This window comes from Streptomyces griseorubiginosus, assembly GCF_036345115.1.
Classification (GTDB): domain Bacteria; phylum Actinomycetota; class Actinomycetes; order Streptomycetales; family Streptomycetaceae; genus Streptomyces; species Streptomyces griseorubiginosus_C.
This window is the reverse complement of record NZ_CP107766.1, coordinates 2,974,828-2,989,009: the sequence shown is the minus strand read 5'-3', so window position 1 is coordinate 2,989,009 and position 14,182 is coordinate 2,974,828. Positions and strand designations below refer to the sequence as shown.

The window sequence follows — 14,182 nt, the reverse complement described above, 5'->3', positions numbered from 1 at the left end:
CCTCCTGCGGGCGCACGGCGTTGTGGCCTGGGTGGTTGCCCGGTGAAGGTAGGAGGAGTGGTCTAGTCAGGTCAATGAGCGTGCACGGTCCGGTGTCACTGTCCCTTGACCCACCGGTACTGGAGTTCCGGCCGCCCCACCGTGCCGTACTGCGGGCTGCGGGCGGCGCGGCCGGCATCCACCAGATGCTCCAGATAACGGCGGGCGGTGATCCGGGAGATGCCGACCACCTCGGCCAGGCCGGTCGCCGTGAGCCCCTCCGCGCGGTCGCGCAGGGCGAGCGTCACACGCTCCAGGGTGGGCGCGCTGAGCCCCTTGGGCAGGGCGGCCGGGCCCGGTGCGCGGAGCGTGGCCAGCGCGCGGTCGACCTCGTCCTGGCCGCTGGCCTCGCCGGCCGCCGCGTGGAACTCGGCGTAGCGGACGAGCCGGTCGCGCAGGGTGGCGAAGGTGAACGGCTTCAGCACGTACTGGACGACACCGAGCGAGACGCCCTCCCTGACCACCGTCAGGTCCCGGGCCGACGTCACCGCTATCACGTCCGCCTGATGCCCGGCCGCCCGCAACTGCCGGGCCAGCTGGAGGCCGTGCCCGTCCGGCAGATGCAGATCGAGAAGCAGCAGGTCCACGGCCGTACGGTCCAGGAGCCGCCGGGCCTCCGCACCGGTGTGCGCCTTGCCGACGGCCACGAAGCCGGGGACGCGGTTGACGTACATGACATGCGCGTCGGCGGCGACGGGGTCGTCCTCGACGACCAGAACACGGATGGCCTGCTGACCGCTCATACATCACCTCCGGGGACCGTGGGGCTGCCGGGGACGGTAGCGCTGGTGGGGGGTGGGGGGTCCTCGGGGGGTGTTCCACGGTCCCTGGGGTGGGCGGCGGCGGGGTGGTGGCCCCTTGGTCCGGTGTCGCGCGGCTCGACATCCCCTTCCCCGGCGCCCAGCGGCTCCACGTCCCCCCGTTCCGCCCCCAGCGGGAGTCGTACCTCGAACTCGGCGCCGCCTCCCTCCGCCTCCGCCACCGTCAGGGTGCCCTTGCGGCGGGTGACTGCCTGGCGGACCAGGGCGAGGCCGAGGCCGCGGCCGCCCGGACCCGCCGGCTTCGTCGAGAAGCCGCGCCGGAAGACCGCCTCCGCGTGGGCCGGGTCGACGCCCGCGCCGGTGTCGGAGACCCGCAGCACCAGCTCCGAGCACCCCGCGTCGGCGTACGCCGTCACCGTCACCCGCGCCCGCACGCTCCCCTGGGCCGCGTCCACCGCGTTGTCGATGAGGTTGCCCAGGATCGTCACCAGGTCGCGGGCCGGGAGCGACGCCGGCAGCAGTCCGTCGTCCAGGCGGCTGTCCTCCGACACCACCAGCTCCACACCCCGCTCGTTCGCCTGCGCCGTCTTGCCCAGCAGCAGCGCGGCCAGCACCGGCTCACCGACGGCCGCCACCACCTGGTCCGTCAGCGCCTGCGCCAGCTCCAGTTCGGCGGTCGCGAAGTCCACCGCCTGTTCGGAGCGGCCCAGTTCGATCAGGGAGACCACGGTGTGCAGCCGGTTCGCCGCCTCGTGGGCCTGCGAGCGCAGCGCCTGCGTGAAGCCGCGCTCCGAGTCCAACTCGCCCATCACGGACTGGAGTTCGGTGACATCGCGCAGGGTGACCACGGTGCCGCGCTGCTCCCCGCCGGAGACCGGCGAGGTGTTGACGACCAGCACCCGCGACGCCGTCAGATGCACCTCGTCCACCCGCGGCTCGGACGCCAGCAGCGCCCCCGTCAGCGGCGCGGGCAGACCGAGGTCCGCCACCGAACGGCCCACCACGTCCCCGACGTCGAGCAGCTCCCGACCGCCGTCGTTGATCAGCGCGACCCGGTACCGCCCGTCCAGCATCAGCAGCCCCTCGCGTACGGCGTGCAGCGCGGCCTGGTGGTAGTCGTGCATCCGGCTGAGCTCGGCCGCGTTCATGCCGTGGGTGTGCCGGCGCAGCCTGGCGTTGATGACGTACGTGCCGACGGCGCCGAGCGCGAGCGCGCTGCCCGCGACGACGAGCAGCGCGGTCAGCTGGCCCTGCACCCGCTTGCTGATCTTCTCGACCTGTATGCCGGCGCTGACCAGGCCGATCACCCGCCCCTGTCCGTCCTTGACCGGGGTGACCGCGCGGACGGAGTAGCCGAGGGTGCCCTTGTAGGTCTCGGTGAAGGTCCTGCCCTTGAGCGCGCGCTCGGTGTTGCCGAGGAAGTGCTTGCCGATCTGCTTCTGGTCGGGGTGGGTCCAGCGGATGCCCTGCGGACTCATGATCGTGACGAAGTCCACCTCGGTGTCGGCCATGACCCGCAGCGCGTAGGGCTGGAGTTCGGCCGTCGGGTCCGCCGTCCCGATCGCCTCCCGCACGGAAGGCGAGTCCGCGACCGCCCGCGCCACCACCCTGGCCTGATCGCGCGCCGCACTCTCGGCCTGCCCCCGGTCGCTGACGTACGTGAACAGCGCGTACCCCGCCACGACCACGGCGATCAGCACGGCCTGCATGGCGAAGAGCTGCGCCGCCAGGCTCCTGGGTCTCGGTACGGGTATGCGCATGTCGTCAGTGTGCCCCATGGCCGATTTTGACTGCTCCCCTCGCGTGCGAAGGGGATTCCTGGCTCAGGCCGCCGCCCGGAGCGGCGCTCCAGGAGGTCTTGCGCCCTCGACACCAGCCGGGTTCAGACCAGCCCGGACCAGCATGACGCGGGCGGAGTTCTTGTCTCTGGGGGAGACGGCTCCGCAGACGGTGCAGGTGTAGAGACGTTCCGACAGCGGGAGTGCGTGCTTGGTTCTCGCTCCGCACGAAGCGCAGTCCATGGTGGTGTGCGCGGGGTGCACCAGGCGTACGTCCCGCGCATGCTTTCGGCCCATCTCGATCAGGGCCCGTTTGGTGGCGCCGATGGCCGCGTCGGCCGCCTTCCGGGCCATCGAGGTCTTGGCGAGGAACTTCGGGCGGAAGTCCTCCACCGCGATCACGTCGTGATCTCGGATCACCTTCTTCGCCCACTTGCGAGCGGTGTCCTGACGCGCTTCTCCTTCGCCTTCCTCCCGTGTTCGGGGTGCGGAAGGTCGTGGGCGTCGGAGGTGGTGGTCGCGGTCTCCCGCACGCCCCAGTCGATTCCGATGACCCGGGCGGTTCCGGGCAGCGGACGGACCTCGGCAGGGACGACGAACGAGGCGTACCAGTGCCCGACAGCGTCCTGGAACACGCGCACCGAGGAGGGCTCGGTGGGCAGCTCCCGCGACCACACCACTGACACGATGATGCCGCCCGCGAGATGCAGGCACCCTTCCCTGATCCGGAAGCCTCGGCGCGTGTAGTTCAGGCTGGGGGCCGCTGCCCCTTTCCTCTTGTAACCGGGCATCCCGGCCCGTTCCCGCGCCGGCTTGCGCTCCTTGATGTCCTTCAGTGCCCGCGCGCGGCACTTGCCGAAGTCGCGGATGACCTGTTGCTGGGGAACCGAGGCTCCCTCGGCCAGCCAGGGTGTGATGGCGCGCGCACCGGTCAGCATCCGGTCCAGCCGGGCGGGGCCACACACCTCTCCTTCGGCGTGGGCCCTCTTCAGCGGGCCACGCTCTCGTTCCACACCCACCGGCACCGGTCCCATTCCGAGAGCAGGGACGCCCGGGCGGTGGACGAGACGCGCAGCCGAAACGTGTACCGGGCATGTCCGGCTTCGTCGCCTTCTTGTGCCCTTGCCACGCAGTCGCCCCTTCCTCGAACCGGTTCCGCGTCAGGTGCCAGGAGTGGACCGTATGTGCGATGTCCGCCCGCTCGTGTGCTCTTCTCACGTGATCATCCGCCCTGGTGATCACGGGCACGCGTGTGCGGTTCCGGTGAACTAAATGAACGGAAGGGTGACCGCCCTCACAGGGCAGGAGATAGTCACGGCATTCCTCAAAAGCCCGGACGTGAGCCGCACGCCGGTCATGCCGACGACGACGTCAAGGAGGGCAGCCGTGGCAGCCAGCACCGATACGGCACCCGCAGTCAAGAAGGACCGCACCCACTATCTGTACATCGCGGTGATCGTCGCGGTCGCCCTCGGTATCACCGTCGGCCTGGTCGCGCCCGACTTCGCGGTCGAGCTGAAGCCGATCGGCACCGGGTTCGTGAACCTGATCAAGATGATGATCTCGCCGATCATCTTCTGCACGATCGTGCTCGGCATCGGCTCGGTGCGGAAGGCCGCCAAGGTCGGTGCCGTCGGCGGTATCGCCCTCGGCTACTTCATGGTCATGTCGCTGGTCGCACTGGGCATCGGCCTGGTCGTCGGCAACATCCTGGAGCCGGGCACCGGTCTCGCCGTCACCGACGCGGTCAAGAACGCCGGTCACGCCCAGGTGGACGCGGAGGCCAAGGACACCACCGAGTTCCTGCTCGGCATCATCCCGACGACCTTCGTCTCCGCCTTCACCGAGGGCGAGGTCCTCCAGACCCTGCTCATCGCGCTCCTGTGCGGCTTCGCGCTCCAGGCCATGGGCTCCGTCGGCCAGCCGATCCTGCGCGGTGTCGAGCACATCCAGCGGCTCGTCTTCCGGGTCCTCGCCATGGTCATGTGGGCCGCCCCGATCGGCGCCTTCGGCGCGATGGCCGCCGTGGTCGGCTCCGCAGGTGTCGACGCCCTGAAGAGCCTCGCCGTCCTGATGCTCGGCTTCTACGTCACCTGCGTGCTGTTCGTCTTCATCGTGCTCGGCACGCTGCTGCGGCTCGTCGCGGGCCTGAACATCTTCACGCTCTTCAAGTACCTGAGCCGTGAGTTCCTGCTGATCCTGTCGACCTCCTCCTCCGAGTCCGCGCTGCCGCGGGTCATCGCGAAGATGGAGCACCTGGGCGTCAGCAAGCCGGTCGTCGGCATCACCATCCCGACCGGCTACTCCTTCAACCTCGACGGCACCATGATCTACATGACCATGGCCTCGCTGTTCGTCGCCGACGCCATGGGCACCCCGATGGCCGTCAGCGAGCAGATCCCGCTGCTGCTGTTCCTGTTCGTCGCCTCGAAGGGCGCCGCCGGTGTCACCGGTGCCGGTCTCGCGACCCTGGCGGGCGGCCTCCAGTCGCACAAGCCCGCCCTGGTGGACGGCATCGGCCTGATCGTCGGCATCGACCGCTTCATGAGCGAGGCGCGCGCCCTGACCAACTTCGCGGGCAACGCCGTCGCCACCGTCCTGATCGGCACCTGGACCAAGGAGATCGACCGCGAGCGGGTCGACCAGGTGCTCGCGGGACACCTGCCCTTCGACGAGAAGACGCTCCTGGACAACGCCGACGACGAGCCGGCGGCCGAGATCCCCGAGCAGGGCGGCGAGAAGGAGCTGGCCAAGGCCTGAGCGGCCCGCAGAGCAGGGTCGGGCCCGACCTGAACCCGGGCCCGGCTCACCCTCCCCGGGCGGTCGGACACTCCCCCGTTGGCCGGCCGCCCGGACCCATTCGGTACAGCAGGATCAGTCGCTCAGTTTCGCCACCAGCGCGGTGGCCAGAGAGGCGGGTACGCCCGCCGCGGTCAGAGTCGTGACCGCGGCGGAGCGGCCCGCCTCTTCCGCTGCCAGGAGGCCGTCGTTGACCGCCTCCATGACGGCGAACAGCATCTGCTCGTGGACGTACGCCAGCGCGGGCGCGGGCAGCGGTGAGACGAAGACGCCCTCGTCGAGGCCGCGCTGGAGCAGCTCGGTGCAGGCCGCGCGCACGGGTGCGAGCCGCTCCCGGATGCCCTGCACGGTGACGCTGCGCTGGGCGAGCGCGACCAGGATGCGGTAGCGGTCGGCGACCTCCCAGACCGCCAGCACGGAGCCCGCCACGGCCTGTGCGAGATCCTCGGCGCCCTCGCGCCCCGCCGCGTGCGCGGCCGCCACCGCCTCCACGGCACCGTCGACGAGCGTGCCGATCAGTGCCTCCCGGTTCGGGAAGTGGCCGTACACGGTCCGCCGTACGACTCCCGCGGCGCGCGCGATCTGGTCCATGGACGCGTCGGGGTCGCGCAGCAGTTCGGTGAGTGCGACGTCGAGGATGCGTCGGCGGTTGGCGTCCGCGCGACTGGAGTGGCCCGTGGTCATGGCTGTCATTGTGCCCCTTCCCACGCCGACTTGCACAGTGTTGTGCAGCAGGCGTACATTGCACAGTGTTGAGCAAATGCACATGTCTGTGCAAGTCTGCTGAGGAAGGCCACCCCTGCCATGCGACTCGTCATGACCGAACCGGTCGAGAAGATGGAGCGCCCCTACGCCCGCCGCTGGTGGGCACTGCTCGTCCTGTGCCTCAGCCTGCTGATCATCGTGATGGCGAACACCGCCCTCACGGTCGCGGCGCCCGACATGACCGAGGACCTCGGCCTGTCCAGCGCCGACCTGCAGTGGGTGATCGACGGCTACACCGTCCCGTACGCCGCCCTGATGCTCCTGTTCGGCGCGATCGGCGACAAGTACAGCCGCCGTGGCGCACTCCTGCTGGGGCTCGGGGTCTTCGGCGGCGGCGCGGTCCTCGGCTCCCTCGCCGACAGTGCCACGACGGTCATCGCGGCCCGCGCGATCATGGGCACCGGCGCCGCCATGATCATGCCGGCCACGCTGTCCCTGCTCGCCGCGACCTTCCCGCGCGGTGAGCGGGCCAGGGCGATCACCGTGTGGACCGCGACCTCCGGTGTGGCGATCGCGGCCGGTCCGCTGGTCGCGGGCGCGCTCCTGGAGCACCACGCCTGGACCTCGACGTTCCTGATCAACGTCCCGATCGCGGCCGTCGCCGCCGTCGCCGCACTCGTCCTCGTCCCGCCGTCCAGGGCCGCCGCGCGCGGCCGGATCGACTACGTCGGCGGACTGCTGTCGGTCGTCTGGATCGGCGCGCTGGTCTACATGATCATCGAGGGCCCGCACTTCGGCTGGCACGCCAAGGCCGTCGCCGCCGCGGTGATCGCGGGCATCGGCCTGGTGCTCTTCGTCGTCCGGGAGCTGCGCCACCCGCGCCCCGTCGTCGACGTCCGCCGCTTCACCGACCGCGGCTTCGCGGGCTCCAACCTCGCCGTCGCCCTGTTCTTCCTGGCCGTCTTCGGCGCCTTCTACTACCTCACCCAGCACCTCCAGTTCGTCCTCGGCTACAGCGCCCTGGAGACCGGTCTGCGGATGCTGCCGCTGGCCGGCGCGGTCTTCGCCGGCTCGGCCCTGACCGGCTTCCTCACCCCGCGGGTCGGCATGAAGTGGACGGTCACCGCGGGCATGGTCGGAGGTACGGCGGCCCTCGCGCTGCTCACGCGGATCGACGCGGGTTCGTCGTACGGCGACTTCGTCGCGCCCCTGATCGTGCTGGGACTGGCGATCGGCCTCGCCCTCTCGCCGGCCACGGACGCGATCATGGGTGCCTTCCCGGAGTCCGAGCTGGGCGTCGGCGGCGCGGTCAACGACACCTCGATCGAACTCGGCGGCTCGCTCGGCATCGCGATCCTCGGCTCGCTGCTGGCGACCTCCTACTCGGACCACCTCTCCGCCGCCACCGCCGGAAGCAGGCTCCCCGCGTCCGCCCTGGCCGGTGCCCAGGACTCCGTCGGCGCCGGATACACGGTCGCGCAGGGCATCGGCGAGCAGGCCCGGCAGGTCGCCGCGCGGGCCGCGCAGGCCACCGACCCGCAGCAGGCGGCCCAGTTGAAGGCACAGGCGGAGCAACTCGCCACCGGGGCACGGCAGATGGTGGACGCGGTCGGCTCGTCGTTCTCCGAAGCGGTGGCGCACACGAGCCTGATCGGCGCGATCGTGCTGGGCGTCGGGACGGTCCTGGTGGCGGTGCTGCTGCCGGGTCGCAAGGGCTCCGAGGAGACGGCGCAGGTCGAGGAGAGGGAACTCGTCGAGGCCCGCTGACTCACCGGACTCTTACCCCGCGCCACTAGCGTGCCGTCCCCGGACGGCACGCTCTCGGTTTCGGAGGCACACGGGGGATGAAGATCGACTGGGACCGGCGGACCTGCGCGCGCCGCGGCCATGTGACGTACGCGCCGGACGACCCCGGCCTCCGGGAGCGGCTGTACGCCGAGACCGCCCTCGGCGCGGCCTGGCGCTGTCTGCGCTGCGGTGACTTCGCCCTCGGTGACCCGCACGGTTCGGGACCCGCGGACCGCGCGCCCCTCGTGCCGCGCGGCAAGGTACTGCGGGACCTGTTCGTGCTGCGCTTCCTCGCCATCGAGCGGGCGGTGCGCGGGGTGTTCATCGTGCTGGCCGCGGTGGCGGTGTGGAAGTTCAGCAACAGCAAGGACGCGGTGCGCCGGCTCTTCGACGAGTATCTGGACGTCTTCCGCCCGGTGTTCAAGCACTTCCACTACGACCTCGACCACTCACCGGTCGTGGGCACCGTCCAGAAGACCTTCGGCTACCGGCACCACACCCTGGTCCTGGTGGCCGTACTGCTGCTGGCGTACGCCCTGATCGAACTCGTCGAGGCGGTCGGCCTCTGGTACGCCAAGCGCTGGGCGGAGTATCTGACGGTGGTCGCGACGGCCGCGTTCCTCCCGCTGGAGATCTACGAACTCACCGAGCGCGTCAGCTGGTTGAAGATCGCCACGCTGGTCCTGAACATCCTGGCCGTCCTCTACATCCTCCTCGCCAAGCGCCTGTTCGGCCTGCGCGGCGGCCACCGGGCCTTCGAGGAGGAACGGCGGAGCGCGTCGCTGCTGGAGGTGGAGGAGGCGGCGAAGACAGTCGGCGTCTAGGAGGGCTCGACCCACGGGTCGGTGATCTCCCGCAGCAGGGTCAGCGCCTCACGCAGCTGTCTCATTCGGCGGCTGCCGATGTGCTCCTCCCACTCCTTCTCGACCTCCGCGACCACCGCGGCGCCGATCCGCTGGGCCTTCGACGCCTTCTCCGCCAGGCACACCAGCCGGGCCCGCTTGTCGGTCGGGTCCGGGAGCCGGGTGACGTAGCCCGCCTTCTCCAGCTGGTCGACCAGGAAGCCCGCGGTCTGCTTGGTGATCTGGGCCTGCTCGGCGAGTTCCGTCAGCCGTGTGCCGTTCGGCCCGATGCGCTGCATGACCCGGGCCTGGGCGGGCGTGAAGTCGTCGAAACCGGCCTCCGCGAGCGCGGCGAAGATCCGGTTCTCCAGGGCCCGGTACGGGAGGAACAGGAGCAGCCCCGTGTTGAGCTCGCTCTCCGCCACCATCGTCGACACTCCTCGCACTGCTTGACACTGGTCAGGCTCTCTGACTACTTTGGTCAGAGAAGCTTACCACTTGAGTGGGTGATTCCCGTGGGTGCCGTATCGGACGCAGTGCTGGACACCGACGAGCTCTGGCGGATCGTCGACCAGGAGCGGGCGAGCCTGGCCGACCTGCTGGACGGCCTGACCCCCGAGCAGTGGGAGACCCGGACGCGCTGCGGGGACTGGCGGGTGCGGGACGTCGCCGCGCACCTGACGATCGCGGCGCGCTACTCCGTGGGCCAGGTCGTGCGGGAGATGGTCCGGGCCCGGGGGGACTGGAACCGGATGATCCACGACTCGGCGGTCCGCGAGGCCGACCTGCCGACCGGTGAGATCGTCGCCAACCTGCGCTCGATCATCGGCTCCCGCCGCCTCGCGCCGACCACGTCACCCCATGAGCCCCTCCTCGACCTCCTCGTCCACGGCCAGGACATCGCCCTCGCGCTCGGCCGGCAGCGGGCGGTGCCGCCGGTGGCCGCGCGGGACTCCGCCGAGCGGGTGTGGACCATGCGGTTCCCGCCCCGGCCGTGGCCGCTGCCGAAGGCGCGCCTGGTCGCCACCGACATCGCCTGGACGCGGGGAGCGGGGGAGGAGCTGCGCGGCCCCATCGCGGCCCTGCTCCTGCTGCTCACGGGACGCCCGGAGGCGGCCCGTGAGTACGCCGAGCGCGCCGGGGAGCCGTGGACGGGGGTCGCGGCTCCCCGGTGACGTACGGTGCCCGGTCCGGTTCCGGGGTGCCGCGATCTGCCTGTCGGCGGCCGCGGGTTCGCCGTGACCGGGCGCGCCTGCGGGGCGGTGGCCGGGGGTTCGCCGTGACTGGACGTGACCGCGCGGCGGTGGCCGGGGGTTCGCTGTGACCGGGCGCGTCCGCCCGGCGGTGGCCGCGGATCGGCACCGCCCCGCGCCGCCGGGTCGGTGGGCGCGCCCCTCAGTCGGTGGCCGCACCCCCTTTATCACTCCCCGCCCCTTTCCGTGCCCTTCACCGTCACTTGACCCAATTCCTTTGACCCCCGCCCCGCGCGGCCCCCACGCTGGAGTTCTCGGCGTGCAGGGGCGGACGGACGTACGGAGGCGGGTATGGGGGAGTCGGTGGAGTGGGTGGAGGGGGAGCCCGCCTCGACGGAGCGGGTGAGTGAGCTGTTCCACGCATTCCTGGAGGCGGTCGCCCGTCCCCGGGACAGGACCCGGGAAGAGGCCCGCGACCTCAGCAGGCGGCTGCGGGAACACCTCGGCTTCACCCCCACTGAACGCCCCGTCGTCAAGGCGGCCTACCCGCCCTTCGACCTCCCCAACGTCCACCTCGCCCTGGAGCGGTGGTTCGCCGCGGACGCGAAGGCCCGCTCCCACGAACTCGTCGGCCTGCACGGCGCCCGCCACCACGGCGACCTCTCCCTCGGCGACATCCTCGAATCCGCCGACCGCTACGACCGTTTCGTGATCGGCGCGGTCGACTACGCCCAGCTGCCGATCTCCCCGGACGAGGAACTCCCGTGCGTCTCCTGCGGGTTCTACCTCGGCGCCGAGGGCGACCAGCGGTTCGCGGTCCTGCTGCACGGCCCCGCCGACGAGTACGGACGCAACAAGGTCGAGCTCGAAGTCCTCGCGGAGACCAAGGAGTTCGGCGACCGGCTGCTCGCCGACATCGACCGGCTCGTGCGCGAGCACAACATCTTCCGCGGCCAGGTCCTCTCCTTCGAGGGCGCGGAGTTCGGCGCGGGCCTCGGCCCGTTCCGCTTCCACCGCCGCCCCGGGCTCGCCCGCGAGGACATCGTGCTGCCGGACGGGCTCCTGGAGCGCGTGGAGCGCCAGGTCGTCGGCGTGGCCCGGCGCCGCGAGCAGCTCCGCGCGGCCGGCCAGCACCTGCGCCGCGGCCTGCTCCTCTACGGCCCTCCCGGCACCGGCAAGACCCACACGATCCGTTATCTCCTCTCCCACCTCCCGCAGTTCACCGTGGTGATCCTGTCCGGCACGAGCATCGACGCCATCGGCCCCGCCTGCTCGCTCGCCCGGATGCTCCAGCCCGCCCTGGTCGTCCTGGAGGACTGCGACCTGATCGCCGAGGCCCGCGACTACGGCGGCGGCGAACAGCCCCTGCTCTTCCAGGTGCTGAACGAGATGGACGGCCTCGGCGACGACGCCGACGTGGCCTTCCTCCTCACCACCAACCGCGCCGACCTCGAACCCGCCCTCGTGCAGCGCCCGGGCCGCGTCGACCTCGCCGTCGAGATCCCGCTGCCGGATGCCGAGGGCCGCGCCCGCCTCCTCGGCCTGTACGGCTCCGCGCTCGACCTCGACCAGGAGGTGGCCGAGGAGGTCGTGGCCCGCACCGAGGGCACGACGGCCTCCTTCACCCGGGAACTGGTCCGCCGGGCCGTCCTGATCGCCGCCGAGCGCGAGGCGCCCCGCACCGAGGCCGCGGACGTCCGCGAGGCCCTCGACGAACTCCTCTCCGACCGGGACCGGCTGACCCGGCGGCTGCTCGGCGTGCGCGGCGGCGAGGACCTGGAGGACGAGGACTGGATGACGGACGAGGAGGAGGACGAGGGCGGACCGCAGTTCTACGGCGGCGTCTACCTGGGCCCGACCCCCGGCCGCCGGCTCCCCGGCACACCCTGGGGCCGTCACGGCCCACCACGCTGACGCACGCCGTGTCTCAGGCGGCGTCCTCTCCGAGCGTCTCGGACACTGCCCGCGGCAGCCACCGCCGTACGTCACCGAAGGCGAAGCCGAGCCGGGCGGCACGGGAGTTGTCCATGCCGTAGGCGCGGGTGAAGGAGAACGGCGAGACCTCGCCGACCTCGACCGGCTGGAGGACCGTCCTGCCGTCGGGGAAGTGCGCGGCCACCGCCTCGCACAGGTCCCCGGTGCTCAGCAGCCCGTGGGAGGCGGCGTTCACCGGTCCGGTGAAGTCCTCGCCCACCGCCCAGGCCAGGAAGTCGGCGATCTCCTCGACGTGGATGTACGTGGCCGCCTGGTTGTCGACCGGGACGGCTATGGGCTCGCCCGTGCGGATGCGGTCCGCGTAGTGCGCCAGCCGCCCGGTGAAGTCGTCGGCACCGCCCAGGACGTGGGCCACGCGGACGGTCGTGAAGGGAAAGACGGGGTCCTTCGAGAACACGGCTTCCGCCTGCCGCTTTCCCTCGCCGTAATGCGATTCCAGGAAATCGGGGTCGTGCCAGGGAAGGGCCAGGTCCACCGGCACGGTCGTCGGGTCGACGGCGTCCTCGCGTACCGGGGCGATGGAGTCCTCGTACTCGTACACCTCGACCGTCGAGGTCATCACATAGCGGCGGGTGCGTCCGGCGAAGACCCGGCGGGCGACGGCCGCCTGGCGCGGGGTGTAGCAGACCTGGTCGACGACCACGTCGAAGGTGCGCGAGCCCAGCGCGCTGTTCAGTGAGTTCTCGTCGTCGCGGTCGGCGACCAGGTGGACCGTCCCCACGGGGGGCGCGGCCGAACCCCGGTTGAGGACCGTGACCCGGTCGCCGGCGGCCAGCAGCCGTGCGATCAGCCGCTTGCCGAAATAGCGGCTGCCGCCGATGACCAGGACCTCGCGTGCGGTTTCCATGACCATAATTCTCCTGGCACACCATCACCTACTGAAGGGGGAACCATGGGAGTTCAGGCATCAGTGCCGAAAGAACCACGGCAATCACGGCTCTCCGCCGTCGAAACCTCAGCAGGCTTCGACGCGGTGGACCGGCAGATCCTGGAGCTCCTGCAGACCGACGGCCGGATCAAGCTCAGCGAGCTGGGCCGCCGGGTGCGACTGAGCCCGGCGGCGGTCACCGAGCGGGTACGGCGGCTGGAGGCGGCGGGCGTGATCAGCGGCTACGGCGCCCAGGTCGTGCCGGGGCGGCTCGGCTACGGCATCCAGGCGTTCATCCGGGTCAGCCCGCACGGCGGCTACACCCTGAAGCACCCGAGGACCCTGGAGCTGATGGAGCGGCCCGAGATCACCGAGGTGCACCACGTGGTCGGCGAGGACTGCTGGATCCTCAAGGCCGCCGTCCGCGACACCCTCCACCTGGAGGAGGTCCTGGAGGCGGTCTCCGCGCTCGGCCGCACCACGACGTCGATCGTGCTGACCTCGCCGGTGGAACGCAAACCGCTCTTGCCTTGACGTCGGCGTCAAGGGCTACCTTCGCAGCATGCGAATCGGCGAGCTGGCCGCACGGGCCGGGACCACCACGCGGACGCTGCGGTACTACGAGGCGCGGGGTCTGCTGCCCGGGCGGCGGGGTGAGAACGGCTACCGCACCTACGACGAGACGGACCTCAAGCTGCTCCGGCAGATCCGGACCCTCCAGGACTTCGGGTTCGGTCTGGAGGAGACCCGGCCGTTCCTGGAGTGTCTGCGGGCCGGGCACGAGGAGGGCGACACCTGTCCCGCGTCGATCGACGTCTACCGCCGCAAGCTGGACGAACTCGACTCCCTGATAGGGGAGTTGCAGGCGGTGCGGGCGAAGATCGGAGTCCGGCTGGCCATGCTCGACGGTACGGATCCGCTGTGCGAACTGGGAGGACAGGAACTGTGATCGACGTGACGGACGCGGATTTCGCCGCGGAGGTGATCGGGTCGGAGTTGCCGGTGCTGGTGGAGTTCACGGCGGACTGGTGCCCGCCGTGCCGGCAGATGGGGCCGGTGCTGCACGCCCTCGCCGCCGAGGAGGCCGACCGCCTCAAGGTGGTGCAGTTGAACGTGGATCTCAATCCGGAGACCACGAACGCCTACAAGGTCCTCTCGATGCCCACCTTCATGGTCTTCCGTGGCGGCGAGCCGGTGAAGTCCATGGTGGGAGCCCGGCCGAAGCGCCGCCTCCTGGAGGAACTGGCCGATGTGATCTGATTCCCGGCCCTGGGAACGAAAGAAATCCCCCGAGCAATTGTGCTCGGGGGATTTCTTTGCGTATATTGAATGGTTCGCGACTTCATGGGGATTGAGTCGCAAAGAGGCTTAGTGAGCACAGTATATCTGCGCGGGAGTGGAATTGTCAAACAGT

At 70.9% G+C, this 14,182-nt stretch carries 13 protein-coding genes and 1 pseudogene; 8 read left to right on the top strand and 6 right to left on the bottom strand.

Features of this window, described 5'->3' with window-relative positions; genetic code table 11:
- Positions 1-95: 95 nt before the first annotated feature.
- From OHN19_RS13215 to OHN19_RS13205, 3 genes and pseudogenes are all read right to left on the bottom strand, one after another.
- A complete protein-coding gene (locus OHN19_RS13215; RefSeq protein ID WP_330264388.1) occupies positions 96-782 on the bottom strand; it encodes a response regulator in 687 nt (228 codons plus the stop codon).
- Positions 779-2,560: a sensor histidine kinase gene (locus tag OHN19_RS13210; protein WP_330264387.1), complete on the bottom strand. Its 1,782-nt coding sequence runs from the start codon at positions 2,558-2,560 to the stop codon at positions 779-781. Before OHN19_RS13210 ends, OHN19_RS13215 begins: the two co-directional genes overlap by 4 nt.
- Positions 2,561-2,623: 63 nt before the next feature.
- Positions 2,624-3,707: pseudogene (locus tag OHN19_RS13205) on the bottom strand (RNA-guided endonuclease InsQ/TnpB family protein).
- A 227-nt stretch (positions 3,708-3,934) separates the two neighbouring features.
- Here OHN19_RS13205 and OHN19_RS13200 point away from each other — a divergent pair.
- A complete protein-coding gene (locus tag OHN19_RS13200) occupies positions 3,935-5,338 on the top strand; it encodes a cation:dicarboxylate symporter family transporter (protein WP_391195451.1) in 1,404 nt (467 codons plus the stop codon).
- 114 nt (positions 5,339-5,452) lie between these two features.
- On the opposite strand, the gene OHN19_RS13195 is transcribed toward OHN19_RS13200, so the two are convergent.
- A complete protein-coding gene (locus OHN19_RS13195; RefSeq protein ID WP_330264385.1) occupies positions 5,453-6,061 on the bottom strand; it encodes a TetR/AcrR family transcriptional regulator in 609 nt (202 codons plus the stop codon).
- A gap of 120 nt (positions 6,062-6,181) precedes the next feature.
- On the opposite strand from OHN19_RS13195, the gene OHN19_RS13190 reads away from it, so the two are divergent.
- Both OHN19_RS13190 and OHN19_RS13185 read left to right on the top strand, forming a co-directional pair.
- Positions 6,182-7,849 carry an MFS transporter gene (locus OHN19_RS13190; RefSeq protein ID WP_330264384.1) on the top strand — a complete coding sequence of 556 codons (1,668 nt, stop codon included), beginning with the start codon at positions 6,182-6,184 and terminating at the stop codon, positions 7,847-7,849.
- Between the two features lie 77 nt (positions 7,850-7,926).
- On the top strand, positions 7,927-8,694 hold the full coding sequence (locus tag OHN19_RS13185; protein WP_330264383.1) for a DUF2127 domain-containing protein: 768 nt from the start codon (positions 7,927-7,929) through the stop codon (positions 8,692-8,694).
- Here the strand turns inward: OHN19_RS13185 and OHN19_RS13180 are convergent.
- Positions 8,691-9,140, bottom strand: coding sequence for a MarR family winged helix-turn-helix transcriptional regulator (locus tag OHN19_RS13180; RefSeq protein ID WP_330264382.1), 450 nt, complete (start codon positions 9,138-9,140; stop codon positions 8,691-8,693). The genes OHN19_RS13185 and OHN19_RS13180 overlap by 4 nt on opposite strands.
- Before the next feature lie 87 nt (positions 9,141-9,227).
- On the opposite strand from OHN19_RS13180, the gene OHN19_RS13175 reads away from it, so the two are divergent.
- Both OHN19_RS13175 and OHN19_RS13170 read left to right on the top strand, forming a co-directional pair.
- Positions 9,228-9,887 (top strand): maleylpyruvate isomerase family mycothiol-dependent enzyme, encoded by a 660-nt coding sequence (locus OHN19_RS13175; RefSeq protein WP_391195193.1) that lies wholly within the window; start codon positions 9,228-9,230, stop codon positions 9,885-9,887.
- A gap of 369 nt (positions 9,888-10,256) precedes the next feature.
- Positions 10,257-11,819: an ATP-binding protein gene (locus OHN19_RS13170; protein ID WP_330264381.1), complete on the top strand. Its 1,563-nt coding sequence runs from the start codon at positions 10,257-10,259 to the stop codon at positions 11,817-11,819.
- 13 nt (positions 11,820-11,832) lie between these two features.
- On the opposite strand, the gene OHN19_RS13165 is transcribed toward OHN19_RS13170, so the two are convergent.
- Positions 11,833-12,747 carry an NAD-dependent epimerase/dehydratase family protein gene (locus OHN19_RS13165; RefSeq protein ID WP_419249519.1) on the bottom strand — a complete coding sequence of 305 codons (915 nt, stop codon included), beginning with the start codon at positions 12,745-12,747 and terminating at the stop codon, positions 11,833-11,835.
- A 45-nt stretch (positions 12,748-12,792) separates the two neighbouring features.
- Here OHN19_RS13165 and OHN19_RS13160 point away from each other — a divergent pair, with 45 nt between their 5' ends.
- From OHN19_RS13160 to OHN19_RS13150, 3 genes are read left to right on the top strand one after another with little or no spacing between them, the layout of a single operon-like run.
- Positions 12,793-13,302, top strand: a complete 510-nt coding sequence (locus tag OHN19_RS13160) for an Lrp/AsnC family transcriptional regulator (protein WP_330264379.1) — start codon at positions 12,793-12,795, stop codon at positions 13,300-13,302.
- 28 nt (positions 13,303-13,330) lie between these two features.
- Complete coding sequence (locus tag OHN19_RS13155; RefSeq protein WP_330264378.1) at positions 13,331-13,717, top strand: MerR family transcriptional regulator; 387 nt, start codon at positions 13,331-13,333, stop codon at positions 13,715-13,717.
- On the top strand, positions 13,714-14,028 hold the full coding sequence (locus tag OHN19_RS13150; protein WP_330264377.1) for a thioredoxin family protein: 315 nt from the start codon (positions 13,714-13,716) through the stop codon (positions 14,026-14,028). Before OHN19_RS13155 ends, OHN19_RS13150 begins: the two co-directional genes overlap by 4 nt.
- Positions 14,029-14,182: the final 154 nt, after the last annotated feature.